We start from the raw sequence: 14,815 nt of genomic DNA, 5'->3' as shown, positions 1-14,815 counted from the left end.
CTCCCCCCATCAGACCCGGTAGAGCGACGGCCCCCAGGCGGCCCCGACGACCGCCCCGACGACCATGTAAGGGCCGAATGCGTAGCCCTTGGCGTCGACGACTCGCAGGCCGGAGAGGACAAGCCCGAGCACCGCCCCGAGGATGAAGCCCGCGTACATGCCCACGAAGGTCTCGCTCACACCGAGAGCGCCCAGACCGAGCGCGAGCACCCCGGACAGACGCACGTCGCCGTAACCGAAGGCACCGCGGAAGTAGCGTGTGCCGAACCAGTACATGATCCGGAAGATGACGTAGACCACGATGTTCGCGACCAGCGCGTGCACCAACACCTGCGCGTCGCGCAGCAGCGCCGCGCCGAGGATGACGAGCGCGAACGTCACGAGGTAGGTGGGGGCGACGAGCGCAAAGGGCAGCAGCTTGGTGTGCCAGTCGATGAAGGCCAACCACGAGCCCACCCCGGCGATGGCGACCCACACGGGCATCAGCTCGGGGTGATCGATGCGCGACGCGACAAGCGCGGCCATCGTGCCGGCCGTGACAGCGAGGCCGAGGGTGAGCAGCCGGGTCTCGGCGAGCGCGGCGTAGGTGACCTTGTCAGCGGCAGGCTCAGCGGGCTCGGGGATGCGTCGCATGGCGACCGGCCCGACGGCGCCGAGCAGTGCCGCGGCGACGAACGAGACGACGACGAGCGTGAGGGTGGCGGACACGGATGGAACCTAACGCCTCGACAGCTCATCGAGGGCGGCCTTGCGCAGCAGCTGTGGAGAAACTTCGCCGCCCGTCATCAGATCGACCTGGAGCGCGGCCTGATGGGCGAGCAGGTCAAGACCTGACACCACGGGAATGCCGGCCTGGCCGGGCGCCCGCGCCAAGTCGGTCGGCCAGGGGTTGTACACGACGTCGAACACGGCACGCGACGACTCGACGAGCTCGTGCGACCGCGCACCGATGGCATCGCCCGGCACGGTCGAGACCAGCAGGTCGACGGCGTCGATCATCGACTCGTCGAACAAGCGGACCTGCACGACGACACCGTGCCCGCGGGCCGCGGCCTGCGCCTCGGCGGCACGCGCCGGATCGCGGACGACGAAGTCGATCTCCTCGATGCCCATGCGCACGAGGGTGAGGGCAATCGAGGCAGCGGTGGCGCCGCCTCCGAGGATCCGCGCGGTCAGGGGCGATCGGATGCGAGCCTCCTCGAGCGCGGCGCCGGCGCCGGGGACGTCGGTGTTGTGTGCGGAGATCATGCCGTCGTCGATCACCAGCGTGTTGGCGACACCCAGGACCTCGACGCTCTCGCTGCGCTGGTGGGCCGCCTCCGCAGCCTCACGCTTGAGCGGCGCAGTGACCGAGAAGCCGCGTACATCGTCGCCCAACGAGCCGAGGAACGCGCTCAGCGTTCCCTCGGCCACGTCGACGGCCTCGTAGCTCCAGTCGAGCCCGAGCTCCGCATACGCGGCGCGGTGCATGACGGGCGACAACGAGTGGGCTATCGGCGAGCCGAGCACGGCGCACAGCATCAGCAGGCGTCAGATGTCTTGCAGTACTCCTGCAGCTTGGCGACGGCAACATTGTGCTCGGCGAACGTGTTGGAGAAGATGGTCTCGCCGGTGTCGAGGTTGACCGCGACGAAATAGAGCCAGCTGCCGTCGGCGGGATTGAGAGCCGCCTCGATGGTCTTCTCACCCGGCGAGCCGATGGGCCCGGGCGGCAGGCCCGGGTTCTGGTAGGTGTTGTACTTCGACGGGTCGGCCCGCTCCTTCGGCGTCGTGAAGACGTCGCCCTTGCGATTGCTGACGTACGAGACGGTGGAGTCGAGCTGCAACGCCATGCCCGCGTCGAGCCGGTTGTAGAGCACCCGGGCCACCTTGGGGTAGTCGGCGTCCTTCTTGGCCTCGTACTCCAGGATGCTCGCCACCGTGATGATCTGTTCGCCGGTCAGGCCCAGGGCCTTGGCGCGGGTGCCGATGTCCAGGGACTTCGCCACGTCGAGCGTCTTCTTGACCATCTGGCGCAGCAGCTCGGTGGCCGTGGTGCCCGGCACGACCGTGTAGGTCGCCGGGAAGAGGTAGCCCTCCGGGTTGAGGTTCGCCACCTTGGGCAGCCCGAGTGACTCAGGCTTGTCGAGGGCCGCGAGCAGGTCAGGCTGCTTGATCTTGGAGCCGGCCGCGATGAGCTTGACGATCTGTCCGACCCGGGAGCCCTCCGGTATCGTCACCTTGCCCTCGATGCGGTTGCCCTTGTCGATCAGCGCTGTCAGCGCTGCCTCGGACGACATCTCCCTGCGCAGCTGGTAGAAACCGGCCTGTACCGACTGGAAGCGCGAGTCCTTGAGGGCAAGCTGGTAGAACGCCTCGGCGGTCTCGACCACGCCGGCCTTCTTGAGGATATTGGCGATCTGCTGGCCGTCGGCGCCCTTGGGGACCTCGACCGTGACCTTCGCGGTGCCTTGACCGGAGTAGTCGGCCGGCCCGCCGAACATGTCGGAGACCTTGCCGTACGCGGCGTAGCCACCGAACGCGATCGCGAGCACGATGACGAGGACCAGGATGCGACGGCCCCACGGCTTGCGCCGAGGCGTCTCGGCCCGTCGCCGGCCATGGCCGCCCGGTTCGGAAGGCCCCCCGGTCATCAGGTCGAGTCCGCTGTCAGCCATGTGTCCTCACAAGCTCTCTCCGGGCGCAGACCCGCGGGTGCGTTCGGAGTCAAGTGCCGTCTGCAGGATCACCGTAGCGGCGGCCTGGTCGATGATGGCCCGCGTCGTGCGGGTCGAACGTCCACTCTGTCGCAGCAGAGTGTCAGCAGTCATCGTAGACATCCGCTCATCGAAGAGCCGGATGGGCACGGGGTCGATTGCCACCTGCAGGTCGGCACAGAAGGCCCGGACCTTGGCTGCGGCGGGGCCTTCACGGCCAGACAGACCGACCGGCAGCCCCACCACGCACTCAAACACCTCGTGCTCGCCGACGAGCTCGGCAAGACGCGCGATCGCCTTCGGACCCGCGGCCACCGTCTCGACAGGAGAGGCCAGGATGCCGTCGGGGTCGCACACCGAGACGCCGATGCGCACGTCGCCGACGTCGACACCGTGCCTCCTGCCACGCCGCATGCCTACAGCGCCGCCTCGACCGCGGCCAGCGCCGCCGGGATCGCCGAGACGTCGGTCCCGCCGCCCTGCGCGACATCGGCCTTGCCGCCTCCGCGTCCGCCGATCTTGTCGCCCACGACACCGATCAGCCGGTTGGCCGACAGCCCACGCTGCTGCGCGGCGTCGTTGAGCGCCACGACAGCCGACGGCTTGTCGCCGGCGTCGCCGATCACGACGACGACCGCAGGACGGTCGCGCAACCGGCCGCGGATGTCGGGGGCAAGGGTGCGCACGTCTCCCCCACCGGCGCCGACCGCATGGTGGCCGACATAGGCGATACCGCCGACGTCCTTGGCAGCTGCAGCGATGTCACCCGCCGCGCCCACCAGCTGGGCGGCTCGCACGCGTTCGGCGGCCTTGTCGGCAGCCTTGAGCCGCTCGACGAGATCCTGCACACGGGCCGGAACCTCGTCGGGTTGCGTCTTCAGGATCTCGGTGAGCTGACGGACGACATCGCGCTCCTTGGCGAGGTACTGAAAACCTTCGATGCCGACGAGCGCCTCGATGCGCCGGTTGCCCGCGCCGACCGAGCCGTCGGAGGTGACGACGACGGTGCCGATCTGCGAAGAGCGCTGGACGTGGGTGCCACCGCAGAGCTCGCGCGACCAGGGTCCACCGATCTCGACGACGCGCACGTCCTCGCCGTACGTCTCGCCGAAGAGCGCCAGAGCACCGAGCTCGCGGGCTTCCGGCAACGACATCGTCTGTGCCGATACGGCGAGGTCGGAGCGCAACGCGCGGTTGGATGCCTCTTCGACGTCATGCACCTGGTCTGGCGACAGCGCGCCGTTCCAGCCGAAGTCGAGCCGGAGGTAGCCCGGGCGGTTGTAGGAGCCGGACTGCAGGGCGGTGGGCCCGAGCACCTCACGCAAGGCGGCGTGCACGACGTGCGTGCCTGAGTGCGCCTGGCACGCGCCGAGACGCCAATCGGGGTCGACCGTGGCGGCGACGTCGCGATCGACGGTGAGCTCACCCTCGAGCACACGCACCTGGTGCACCACAAGCCCCCGCACGGGGCGTTGCACGTCGAGCACCTCGGCGCGTCCGCCGTCCCACGTCAGCTGGCCCGCACCGGCGTTCTGTCCGCCGGACTCGGCGTAGAAGGGTGTGCGGTCGAGCACGACCTCGCCGATGTCTCCCGCAGCGACGGCTGGCACCCCGACGCCGCCGCCGATCAGCGCGAGCACGCGCGACTCGGTGCCCAGCGTCGTGTAGGCCAGCCAGTCAGTCGGGCCGTTGGCGTCGAGCGCCGCACGGTAGACCGTCGTGTCGGCGTGGCTGCCCTTCTTCGACCTCGCATCGGCCTTGGCACGCGAACGCTGCTCGGTCATGAGCGAACGGAAGCCGTCCTCGTCAACGCTCAGCCCCTGCTCGGACGCCATCTCCAGCGTCAGGTCGATCGGGAATCCGTAGGTGTCGTGCAGCGCGAACGCCTGCTCACCGGACAACGACGTGCCTCCGTCGCCCTTCACCGCGACAGCCGCCATGTCGAAGATCTGTGTGCCCTTGCCGAGGGTCTGGCGAAATGCCTCCTCCTCGGCGTAGGCGATCTGGGAGATGCGCGGGAAGTCTGCCTCGAGCTCGGGGTATGACGCCTTCATGCGCTCAAGACTCACCGGCAGGAGTGCCGGCAGGGCTGGGTCGTCGTAGCCGAGCAGTCGCATCGACCGGACGGCGCGTCGCAGGAGACGACGCAGGACGTAGCCCCGCGACTCGTTGCCCGGGGTGACCCCGTCGCCCATCAGCATCAGGCCGCTGCGGACGTGGTCGGCGATGACGCGGAATCGCACGTCGTCGACGTGGCTCTTGCCGTACGTGCGGCCCGACATCTCCGACGCCCTCTCGATGACGGGGAAGACCTCGTCGATCTCGTACAGGTTGTGCTTGTCCTGCAGGAGGTAGGCAACCCGCTCGAGGCCCATCCCGGTGTCGATGTTCTTGTTGGGCAGCTCGCCGATGACGTCGAACTTGTCCTTGGCGCTGACGTTGGCGATCTCTTCCTGCATGAAGACGAGATTCCAGATCTCGAGGAACCGATCCTCATCGACGACCGGCCCGCCGTCAGCGCCGAACTCGGCGCCGCGGTCGATGTAGATCTCGCTGCACGGTCCGCCGGGGCCCGCCACACCCATGTGCCAGTAGTTGTCGAGCAGCCCGCGGCTCTGGATGCGCTCGTCGGGCAGACCGGCCACCCGCTTCCAGATCTGGCGGGCCTCGTCGTCGGAGTGCAACACCGTGACCCAGACCGTTTCGGCGTCGATGCCGAAACCGCCCTCGTCGCGGGAGCCGGTGATGAGGCGCCACGCGTGCTCGATGGCGCCCTCCTTGAAGTAGTCACCGAAGGCGAAGTTGCCGTTCATCTGGAAGAACGTGCCGTGACGCGTGGTCTTGCCGACCTCCTCGATGTCGAGCGTGCGCACGCACTTCTGCACGCTCGTCGCGCGGTCCCACGGCGGTGTCTCCTGGCCGAGGAAGTAGGGCTTGAACGGCACCATCCCGGCGTTGACGAACAGCAGGTTCGGGTCGCCGAACAGCAGCGGCGCCGAGGGCACGACGGTGTGGCCCGCGTCCTCGAAGTGGGCAAGGAATCTGCGGCGGATCTCCGCGGTGTGCATCAGTGGTGCCCCTCGTCGGACGACATCATGTCAATGGGTGTGGTGGTGGGTCGCGTCTCGCCGGACAAGCTGGCGGCGACGTCGCGCTCGCGGGTCTTCATGCCGTCACGCATCTCATCAGTGAAGGCACGCCATCCGAGGCCAAGTGCGGCCGCTTGGTCGACCAGGCCCGGCGCGGACAGCCGGTAGGCAACCCGGCGACCCTTGACGCTGGCGTAGATGCCCGCCGCAGACCCGGCGACGAACCAGACGACGCGGCCCCTCACGAGCCCAGCCACTGGTCGGAGGGTGAAGTCGGCTGTGCGCCTCGAATCGCTCGACGGCCGGCCTGGAGGCGCTCACGGCGACGGCGACGGTACTCGCGTCGCATCATCGCCGAGATGCGGTCTCGGCTCTCTTCACGCAAGGCGTGGGCGACACCGTGCGCCAGGATGGACAGACGCACACCGGACCGGCCCATCGCGGCGGCGACGACCTGCTGCTCGGTCGGCGGCACGATCACCCGGCCCTGGACGACCCTGGGAACGAGCGCGGCCGATGGGTTCGGTGTGGTCTGCTCGACGACCACGAGCTCGTGCGACTGAGGTCCTGGCGGCACCGGCGACCCCGTCTTCGCGGGCACGGCAAGGCGGCGGGCCGCGGACACGGCAATGACAGCAGCCGAGATCGCCACCACGGCCAACACGGCAGTGGCCGCAAGGATCCAGAGCTCCGCAGACATGGTCACGAGACTATCGTCTCAACGGTCGCGCAGAATCGCCCGGACCCGGGCCAGCCGCTCGCCCAACGCGGCTTCGACACCGTGCCCGCTCGGCTGGTAGTAGCTCGCACCGTCGACGTCGTCCGGCGCGTACTGCTGACCGACGACACCGCGTGGGTCGCTGTGGGCGTACAGGTAGTCGTGGCCGTGACCGAGCTTCTTGGCCCCGGCGTAGTGCGCATCGCGCAGGGCAGGAGGAACAGTTCCGACCTTGCCGGCACGGACATCGGCCAACGCGGCATCGATCGCGGTGATCACGGCATTGGACTTGGGTGCTGTCGACAGCGCGATGACGGCCTGCGCCAGAGTGATGCGAGCTTCCGGGAAACCGATCATCGCGACGGCCTGCGCGGCGGCGACAGCGGTCGTCAGGGCCGTCGGGTCGGCCAGGCCGATGTCCTCGGACGCCAGAATCATCAGGCGTCGGGCAATGAACCGCGGGTCCTCCCCCGCCTCGATCATGCGGGCTAGATAGTGCAGAGCTGCATCGGTGTCGGAGCCTCGGATCGACTTGATGAAGGCGCTGATGACGTCGTAGTGCTGGTCGCCCTGCCGGTCGTAGCGCACTGCGGCCTTGTCGACGGCGAGCGCAGCGTCGTCGACATCGATCTCGGCCTTGCCCTGCAACGTGGCTGCACCGGCCGCGGCCTCCAGGTACGTGAGGACTCGACGACCGTCGCCACCGGCGAGGCGTACGAGGTGGTCGCGCGCCTCGTCGGTGAGGGTCACCGCGCCGCCCAACCCCCTGTCGTCAGTGAGTGCCCGGTCGACCAACACGCCGATGTCGTCGTCGGTGAGGCTCTCGAGCGTCAGGAGAAGCGAACGCGACAGCAGCGGCGAGATGACGCTGAAGTGCGGGTTCTCGGTCGTGGCGGCGACGAGCGAGACCCAACGGTTCTCGACACCGGGCAGCAGCGCGTCCTGCTGCGACTTGCTGAACCTGTGGACCTCATCGACGAACAGCACCGTCTCGATGCCGCTCTGGGCAAGCGCGCGGCGGGCACCGGCGATGGTCTCGCGGACCTCCTTCACGCCTGCCGAGACGGCTGACACCTCGACGAACCGGCGGTCCGTGTGCGCACTGAGGAGGCTTGCGATGGTGGTCTTGCCGGTGCCGGGCGGCCCCCACAGAAGGATCGTCAGCGGCTGGTTGCCATCGATCATCTGGCGAAGCGGGGAGCCGGGCGCGAGCAGGTGCTGCTGGCCCACGAGCTCGTCGAGCGACTTCGGCCGCATCCGAACCGCCAAGGGCGCCGAGGCGTGGGTGTTGCCCGACAAAGAGCCGGAGCCCTGGCTGCCGCCGGTCGTCGGCGGGGCGTCCGGAAGGTCGAACAGCCCGTCAGTGCTCATGAGACGAGCCTAGTCACCGGCACATGAGACTGACAGACTGCGGTTCATGGGGGTCGTTCATCATCTTGCCGTGTCAGCGGCTGCCGTCGCTCTCGTGTCGGGATGCGCCTCTGCCGTCCCCGCCGCAGGGCCGACGAAGCGCCCTACCCTCATGCCGAGCCTCCCCGCCGACACCAACACGACGTCCTCGCCGCGACCGTGTGCTTGGCGGTTGAGCGTTCCCGAGGTCAAGGATCCGGCGTCCGATGCTGATGTTGCCGAACCGCCTGATGCCGAGTCCCCGGACCCCGACAGCCCTCCGAACCACGCCGACAACAACCGGTGGAAGCAGCGGAGCGAGATGTCTCCGTCTGATCACGCCCGCGCGATGCAGGCCGCCACAGATGTTCGCCGCGTCATCCAGCCGATGTGCGCAAAGGGCGACTTCTCCCCCGACCACGCCCGTCGGCTGTTGGAGCCGTTCGGCTTCGAGACCCTCATCATCAGACCGCTGAGGTCTGCTTCGGGTGAGACACCGACCGGCTTCGTCTTCGCGTTCAGCGTGGGCGAGGCCGGTTGCGTCGTCGGCAGCAGCCGACCGGGGTCGGCGACCGCCCGGCTCGACGGCCCGACGGGTGAGGGCACCTGCTTCGAGCCGGTCAGCCACTGAACCAGACACACCCCGCCAGACGCACCTCAGGCATCAGCCTTTTGCGTGTCGGGCGCTCCGCCATCGGGTGCCTTCGGATCGGGCGCTCCGCCGTCGGGTGCCTTCGGCACCGTGCCAACGCCAGCGTCCTTGCGCTGCTCCGCCGTGATGGGTGCCGGGGCCGCAGTCAGCGGGTCGAAGCCGCCGCCGGACTTGGGGAACGCGATCACCTCACGGATCGAGTCGGCGCCGGCGAGCATCGCGCAGATGCGGTCCATGCCGACCGCAATACCGCCGTGCGGCGGGGCGCCGAAGGTGAAGGCGTCGAGCAGGAAGCCAAACTTCTCCTGCGCCTCGTCCTCCTCGATGCCCATGACCTTGAAGACCCGCTTCTGGATGTCTTCGCGGTGGATACGGATCGACCCGCCGCCGAGCTCACTGCCGTTGCAGACGATGTCGTAGGCCCAGGCGAGCGCGTCGCCCGGGTGGGTGTCGAACGTCTCCATGTCCTGGGGCGAGGTGAAAGCGTGGTGCACGGCCGTCCATGCTCCTGCACCGACCGCCACGTCGCCCGCGGCCACGGCGTCACCGGTCGGCTCGAACAGCGGCGCGTCGACGATCCAGGTGAAGGCCCAGGCCGACTCGTCGATCAGGTCGCACCGTCTGCCGATCTCGAGTCGAGCCGCGCCAAGGAGTCCACGCGTCGACTTGATCGTTCCGGCGCCGAAGAAGATGCAGTCGCCGGGCTTCGCTCCGACGTGCTCGGCCAGGCCTGCTCGCTCTGAGTCGGTGAGGTTCTTGGCCACCGGGCCGCCCAGCTCGCCGTCCTCCTGCACCAGCACGTACGCGAGGCCCTTGGCGCCGCGCTGCTTGGCCCACTCCTGCCAGGCGTCGAGCTGGCGACGGGCCTGCGAGGCACCGCCGGGCATCACGACCGCGCCGACGTACTCGGCCTGGAACACCCGGAAGGGCGTGCTCGCGAAGTACTCGGTGCACTCCACGAGCTCCTGGCCCATGCGCAGGTCGGGCTTGTCCGAGCCGAACCTGCGCATCGCCTCGGCGTACGTCATGTGCGGGATCGGGGTGGGGACCTGATGACCGATCAGCGACCACATCTCGACCAGGATCTCTTCCATCAGCGCCAGCACGTCCGCCTGCTCGACGAAGCTCATCTCGATGTCGAGCTGGGTGAACTCGGGCTGGCGGTCGGCGCGGAAGTCTTCGTCGCGGTAGCACCGCGCGATCTGGTAGTAGCGCTCCATGCCGGCGACCATCAGCAGCTGCTTGAAGAGCTGAGGGCTCTGCGGCAGGGCGTACCAGCTGCCGGGCTTGAGCCCCGCGGGCACGAGGAAGTCGCGGGCGCCTTCAGGCGTCGACCGGGTGAGGGTGGGGGTCTCGATCTCGACGAAGTCCTGGGCGGCCAGCACCTTGCGTGCCGCCGCGTTGACCTTGCTGCGCAGACGGATCGCTGCGGCCGGACCGGAACGGCGCAGGTCGAGGTAGCGGTACTTGAGCCGTGCCTCCTCGCCGACGTCCACATGATCGTCGATCGGGAACGGCAGCGGTGCCGCGGCGCTGAGGATCTCGACGTCGTCGGCGATGACCTCGATGTCGCCGGTCAGGATGCCGGCGTTCTCGTTTCCGTCCGGCCGCTTCTGCACCGTGCCGACGATCTTGAGGCAGTACTCGGCACGAAGCTGATGGGCGACCTCCTCGCGCACGACGACCTGGACGACGCCCGAGGCCTCACGCAGGTCGATGAACGCCACGCCACCGTGATCGCGTCGGCGCGCCACCCATCCGGCGAGGGTGACCTGTTGGCCGATGTCGCTCGCGCGCAGGCTTCCGGCGTCGTGGGTGCGGATCACGTGTTCTGCTCCTTGGCTGGTGGGGTGAGGATGCGGGGCTTCAGGTCTGTCGCGGCTGGGGCCCACGTCGCGGGGTCGGCGTCGGCCTGGTCACCGCTGCGGATGTCCTTGACCTGGTGCTCGTCCTCGCTGTCGAGTGGCGCCGGGAACCACACGAACGGTATGCCTCGGCGCTCGGCGTTGCGAATCTGCTTGCCGTACTTCTGAGCGGAGGCGGCCACCTCGGTGGGGATGCCGCGGGCCCGTAGCGCGACGGCGACGGCGACGCTGGCCGGGCGCGTGTCCTCATCGATCAGGGCTACCAGCACGGCGCTCGGCACCGAGCGGTCGGCGGTGAGGCCGTCGGCGATCAGCGGAACGAGCAGACGCGACACTCCGAGCGAGATGCCGACCCCGGGGTAGGTGGCCTTGCCGTCGCTGGCGAGCTGGTCGTAGCGGCCACCGGAGCAGATCGAGCCGAGGTGCTCATAGCGGGCCATGCGGGTCTCGAACACCGTCCCGGTGTAGTAGTCGAGGCCGCGGGCGATGCGCAGGTCGGCCACCACCTCGACGCCGTCTGCGCCGGCCGCGCCGACGACGACCCGACGCAGCTCCTCGAGCCCCTCGTCGAGCAGCGGATGCGTGACTCCGAGCGCCCGCACGGCGGCCACGAACGAGTCGTCGGCCGCACTGATCCCCGCGAGTGCGAGGCACGAGGCGGCCTGGGCCGCGGTGAGACCGGCATCGGACTGCAGCAGCAGGGCGATCTTGTCGGCCGGCACCTTGTCGAGCTTGTCGACGATCGGCATCACGGCGGTGGGCTCGGTGATGCCGAGGCCGAGGTAGAACCCCTCGAGGATCTTGCGGTTGCTGACCTGCAGCGTGAGCGGCGGGACTGGGAGACCAGCCAGCGCCTCGGCCATGACCTGCGCAATCTCGACGTCGAAGTGGATCGGCAGCTCATCCTTGGCGACGATGTCGATGTCGGCCTGGACGAACTCGCGGAACCGTCCCTGCTGGGGCCGCTCACCGCGCCACACCTTCTGGATCTGGTAGCGACGAAACGGGAAGTCGAGCTTGCCGGCGTTCTCGACGACGTAGCGGGCGAAGGGCACCGTGAGGTCGAAATGAAGGGCGAGGACGTCGCCTCGGTCGCCGCCACCATCGCCGTCGGCCGCGTGCAGGCGCCTGATGGTGTAGACCTCCTTGTCGATCTCGCCCTTGCGCAGCAACGTGTCCATCGGCTCGACCGCGCGCGTCTCGATGGACGCGAAGCCGTGCAGCCCGAACACCGAGCGCAGGTGGTCGAGCACGACGAGCCCGACGTTGCGCTCGGCCGGCAAGAACTCCGGGAAGCCGCTGAGCTTCGTCATCCGAGGAGCTCGGCCAGGAAAGGGTTGGTGGCGCGCTCGCGACCGATCGACGTTTCCGGGCCGTGTCCGGGCAGCACGACGACGTCGTCCGCCAGTGGGAGCACACGGTCGCGCAGGCTCTGCTGCATCTGCAGGTGCGAACCACCGGCGAGGTCGGTGCGTCCGATCGATCCGGCGAACAAGAAGTCGCCCGAGAACATCACCTGCGACACGACCTCGGGTCCGTCGTGATCGAGCCGGTAGACGACGGCGCCGGGGGTGTGGCCCGGGACGTGATCGACCGTGAACGTCAGGCCGTCAACCTCGATCTGGGCGCCGTCGACGGCGTCCCGGACGTCTGCTGGTTCGTGAAAGTCAGGCATCGTGATCATGTTGAGCTGGCTGCGCAGCATCGCCGCCGACTCACCGGAGATGGCCGCCATGGGGTCGCTCAGCAGGTGCCGGTCGGCGGGGTGGATCCATACGGGGCAGTCGTATTCGGCGGCGACGTCCTGCGCGCACCACATGTGATCGAAATGGCCGTGGGTCACGAGCACTGCGGCGGGAATCAGATTGTGCTCCCTGACCACCGCATGGACGCCCTCCATGGCGTCCATGCCCGGGTCGACGAGCGCACATGGGGCCCCCGGACCACGCGAGACGATGTAGCAGTTCGCCTGCAGCGGACCGGCTGGAAATGACGTGAGAAGCACGTGCGACAGGGTACGCGAGGCAGGGCGACCGACTCCATGCTGGCTATGCCTACACTGTCGCCCATGAGTTCTGCGCCCACGAACCCTTGGGGTCGTGTCGACGACGAGGGCAATGTCTACGTCCGCACCGCTGATGGAGAACGACTGATCGGTCAGTGGCCTGGCGGCGACCCCGCCGAGGCGATGTCGTTGTACGTCCGCCGTTTCGAGGGTCTCGAGGTCGAGGTCGACCTGTTGGAGAAGCGTCTTGAAGGTGGAGCCCTGTCTCCTGACGACGCCGCCAAGACCGTCACCAAGGTCCGCGCTCAGATCACTGATGCACACGCGATGGGTGACCTCGCCACGCTGCTCACCCGTCTCGACGCCTTGCAGCCGGCCATCGACAAGCAGCGCGAGGAGCGCAGGGCTGCGCGCGCGGTCAAGGTCGCGGAGTCGCAGACCGAGAAGACGCGCATCGTCGAGGAGGCCGAGAAGCTCGCGACCAGCAGCGACTGGAAGGCCGGCGCCGACAAGCTGCGCGCGCTGCTCGATGAGTGGAAGGCGCTCCCCCGGCTCAGCAAGTCCGCCGACGACGAGCTGTGGCACCGATTCAGCACGGCTCGCACCTCTTACACGCGTCGCCGCAAGGCCCATTTCGGTGAGCAGTCAACATTGCGCGACGCAGCCAAGACGATCAAGGAAAAGCTCATCGTCGAGGCTGAAGCGCTCTCGACGTCCACCGAGTGGGGTCCGACCGCCGGCAAGTACCGCGACCTGATGACCGAGTGGAAAAAGGCGGGCTCGGCGCCCCGCAACGTCGAGGACAAGCTGTGGAAGCGTTTCCGCGCCGCACAGGATGCGTTCTTCACGACCCGCGACGAGGCCAACACCCTCCTGGATGCCGAGTACGAGGTCAACGCGGACAAGAAGCTGGCGATCCTCGTCGACGCCGAGAAGCTCCTCCCCATCAAGGATGTCGACGCCGCTCGCAAAGCGTGGCTGGACATCGCCGACAGGTGGGAGGCTGCCGGCAAGGTGCCCCGCGCCAGCATGGCCGAGCTTGAGGGCCGCATCCGCAAGATCGAGGATGCCGTCAAGGACGCCACCGACAACGCGTGGAAACGCACCGACCCGGAAAAGTCTGCTCGTGCGGACGACATGATCGGCAAGCTGCAGAAGGCAATCGACGACGTGGCAGAGAAAATCGCTGCCGCCGAGGCCAAGGACGACGCAAAGAAGATCAAGGACCTGCAGGCCGACCTGGCGTCCAAGACCGCATTCCTGGAGATGGCTCAGAAGGCCCAGGCCGACTACTCCTGAGCCCCACGGCCGTCGGCTGCGCGGGTGGACCCTGCCAGCGATAGGCTGGGACTGGGAACCATGCCGCATGGTCTCGGGGGTGCAGAGATGATCGACCTGGTTGAACAGGCCCGACGCCGGGGTCTCGATGTCCTGCAGGTGCTCGACACGCCGCCGGAAGAGCGTTTCGACCGCTTCACCCGGCTGGCCCAGACGGCATTCGACGTACCCATCTCGACCGTCACCCTGATCGATCGCGACCGTGCGTACTTCAAGTCGTGCGTAGGTTTCGATATCGTCGAGGTGCCGCGCGAATCGACGTTCTGCGCGCGAACCGTCCTGATCGACGAGCCCATGATCGTGAATGACGCGCGATTGGATCCCCGCTTCCAGCACCTGCCGGTGGTCACTGGCGAGCCATCGATCCGGTTCTACGCCGGGTTCCCCCTCCACGACTCGCAGGGCACTGCGATCGGCACCTTCTGTCTGTTCGACACCCGCACCCGCACCCTCAGCAAGCATGAGCTCGACCTGATGGCCGAGCTCAGCGGCTGGGTTGAGGCCGAGCTGCAGAGCTCCGGAGACATGGAGCGGGCCCGAAAGGTGCAGCAGTCGTTGCTCCCTCGCACGCCGCCCAGCATCGACGGCTACGAGACCGCCGCGATGTGCCTGGCCGCAGGCGTTGTCGCGGGCGACTTCTTCGACTACCAGAACATCGGCTCGCAGCACAGCTTCCTGGTCGCCGACGTCATGGGCAAGGGCACGGGTGCCGCGATCCTGATGGCGACGACCAGGGCCGTCGTCCGGTCGGCGAATAGCGCCTTCGCCGACGGCCGGTTCGGCGCGACCGCAGCAACGGGTGAGGTACTGACCGAGGTCAACACCATCCTGTTCGATGACCTCGAGGCCAGTGCAGCCTTCGTGACCGGCTTCTTCGGCTGGGCAGATCCTGCGACTGGCCAGATCCGCTACGTCGACGCGGGGCATGGCCTGACCCTTGCCGTTCGCGCGGTCGGCTCGCACCAGATCCTCCCGACGACGGACCTCCCGCTCGGTGTCACCGCCGACTGGACGTGGACCGAGCACCACCTCAATCTTGACCCCGGCGACCTGCTCCTGTGCT

Annotated in this window: 14 protein-coding genes; 3 read left to right on the top strand and 11 right to left on the bottom strand. The window is 68.2% G+C overall.

All coding sequences use genetic code 11. The annotated features are described in order from the left end of the window. Positions 1-9: 9 nt before the first annotated feature. The 8 genes from H7290_RS17125 to H7290_RS17090 are packed head-to-tail and all read right to left on the bottom strand — an operon-like array spanning position 10 to position 7,874. Complete coding sequence (locus H7290_RS17125) at positions 10-708, bottom strand: A24 family peptidase (protein ID WP_290515234.1); 699 nt, start codon at positions 706-708, stop codon at positions 10-12. Positions 709-717: 9 nt separating this feature from the next. Next, on the bottom strand, positions 718-1,509 hold the full coding sequence (locus H7290_RS17120; protein ID WP_290515233.1) for a shikimate dehydrogenase: 792 nt from the start codon (positions 1,507-1,509) through the stop codon (positions 718-720). An 11-nt stretch (positions 1,510-1,520) separates the two neighbouring features. Further along, positions 1,521-2,657 (bottom strand): endolytic transglycosylase MltG, encoded by a 1,137-nt coding sequence (gene mltG / locus H7290_RS17115; RefSeq protein WP_290515232.1) that lies wholly within the window; start codon positions 2,655-2,657, stop codon positions 1,521-1,523. A 6-nt stretch (positions 2,658-2,663) separates the two neighbouring features. Beyond that, entirely contained in the window at positions 2,664-3,110 is a 447-nt protein-coding gene (ruvX, locus tag H7290_RS17110; protein WP_290515231.1) for a Holliday junction resolvase RuvX, read from the bottom strand. 2 nt (positions 3,111-3,112) lie between these two features. After that, positions 3,113-5,764, bottom strand: a complete 2,652-nt coding sequence (gene alaS, locus H7290_RS17105; RefSeq protein ID WP_290515230.1) for an alanine--tRNA ligase — start codon at positions 5,762-5,764, stop codon at positions 3,113-3,115. Further along, positions 5,764-6,030: a DUF6167 family protein gene (locus tag H7290_RS17100; protein WP_290515229.1), complete on the bottom strand. Its 267-nt coding sequence runs from the start codon at positions 6,028-6,030 to the stop codon at positions 5,764-5,766. The genes alaS and H7290_RS17100 overlap by 1 nt, the downstream gene beginning before the upstream one ends. Then, on the bottom strand, positions 6,027-6,491 hold the full coding sequence (locus H7290_RS17095) for a hypothetical protein (protein ID WP_290515228.1): 465 nt from the start codon (positions 6,489-6,491) through the stop codon (positions 6,027-6,029). Before H7290_RS17095 ends, H7290_RS17100 begins: the two co-directional genes overlap by 4 nt. Before the next feature lie 12 nt (positions 6,492-6,503). Then, positions 6,504-7,874 carry a replication-associated recombination protein A gene (locus H7290_RS17090; protein ID WP_290515227.1) on the bottom strand — a complete coding sequence of 457 codons (1,371 nt, stop codon included), beginning with the start codon at positions 7,872-7,874 and terminating at the stop codon, positions 6,504-6,506. A gap of 211 nt (positions 7,875-8,085) precedes the next feature. Between H7290_RS17090 and H7290_RS17085 the strand changes: the two genes are divergently transcribed. Beyond that, on the top strand, positions 8,086-8,523 hold the full coding sequence (locus H7290_RS17085) for a hypothetical protein (protein WP_290515226.1): 438 nt from the start codon (positions 8,086-8,088) through the stop codon (positions 8,521-8,523). Positions 8,524-8,549: 26 nt separating this feature from the next. On the opposite strand, the gene aspS is transcribed toward H7290_RS17085, so the two are convergent. From aspS to H7290_RS17070, 3 genes are read right to left on the bottom strand one after another with little or no spacing between them, the layout of a single operon-like run. After that, complete coding sequence (gene aspS, locus H7290_RS17080; protein WP_290515225.1) at positions 8,550-10,370, bottom strand: aspartate--tRNA ligase; 1,821 nt, start codon at positions 10,368-10,370, stop codon at positions 8,550-8,552. Then, entirely contained in the window at positions 10,367-11,722 is a 1,356-nt protein-coding gene (gene hisS, locus H7290_RS17075) for a histidine--tRNA ligase (RefSeq protein WP_290515224.1), read from the bottom strand. The genes aspS and hisS overlap by 4 nt, the downstream gene beginning before the upstream one ends. After that, entirely contained in the window at positions 11,719-12,414 is a 696-nt protein-coding gene (locus H7290_RS17070) for an MBL fold metallo-hydrolase (protein WP_290515223.1), read from the bottom strand. Before H7290_RS17070 ends, hisS begins: the two co-directional genes overlap by 4 nt. Before the next feature lie 63 nt (positions 12,415-12,477). Between H7290_RS17070 and H7290_RS17065 the strand changes: the two genes are divergently transcribed. Together H7290_RS17065 and H7290_RS17060 are read left to right on the top strand one after the other, a co-directional pair. Then, a complete protein-coding gene (locus H7290_RS17065; protein ID WP_290515222.1) occupies positions 12,478-13,713 on the top strand; it encodes a DUF349 domain-containing protein in 1,236 nt (411 codons plus the stop codon). 87 nt (positions 13,714-13,800) lie between these two features. After that, on the top strand, positions 13,801-14,815 hold a 1,015-nt coding region (locus H7290_RS17060), incomplete at its 3' end, for a SpoIIE family protein phosphatase (protein WP_290515221.1).

Origin of the sequence: Aeromicrobium sp. (genome assembly GCF_014378035.1) — a bacterium.
Classification (GTDB): domain Bacteria; phylum Actinomycetota; class Actinomycetes; order Propionibacteriales; family Nocardioidaceae; genus Aeromicrobium.
The sequence above is the reverse complement of the archived record's forward strand: the minus strand, read 5'-3'. Positions and strand labels throughout refer to the sequence as shown.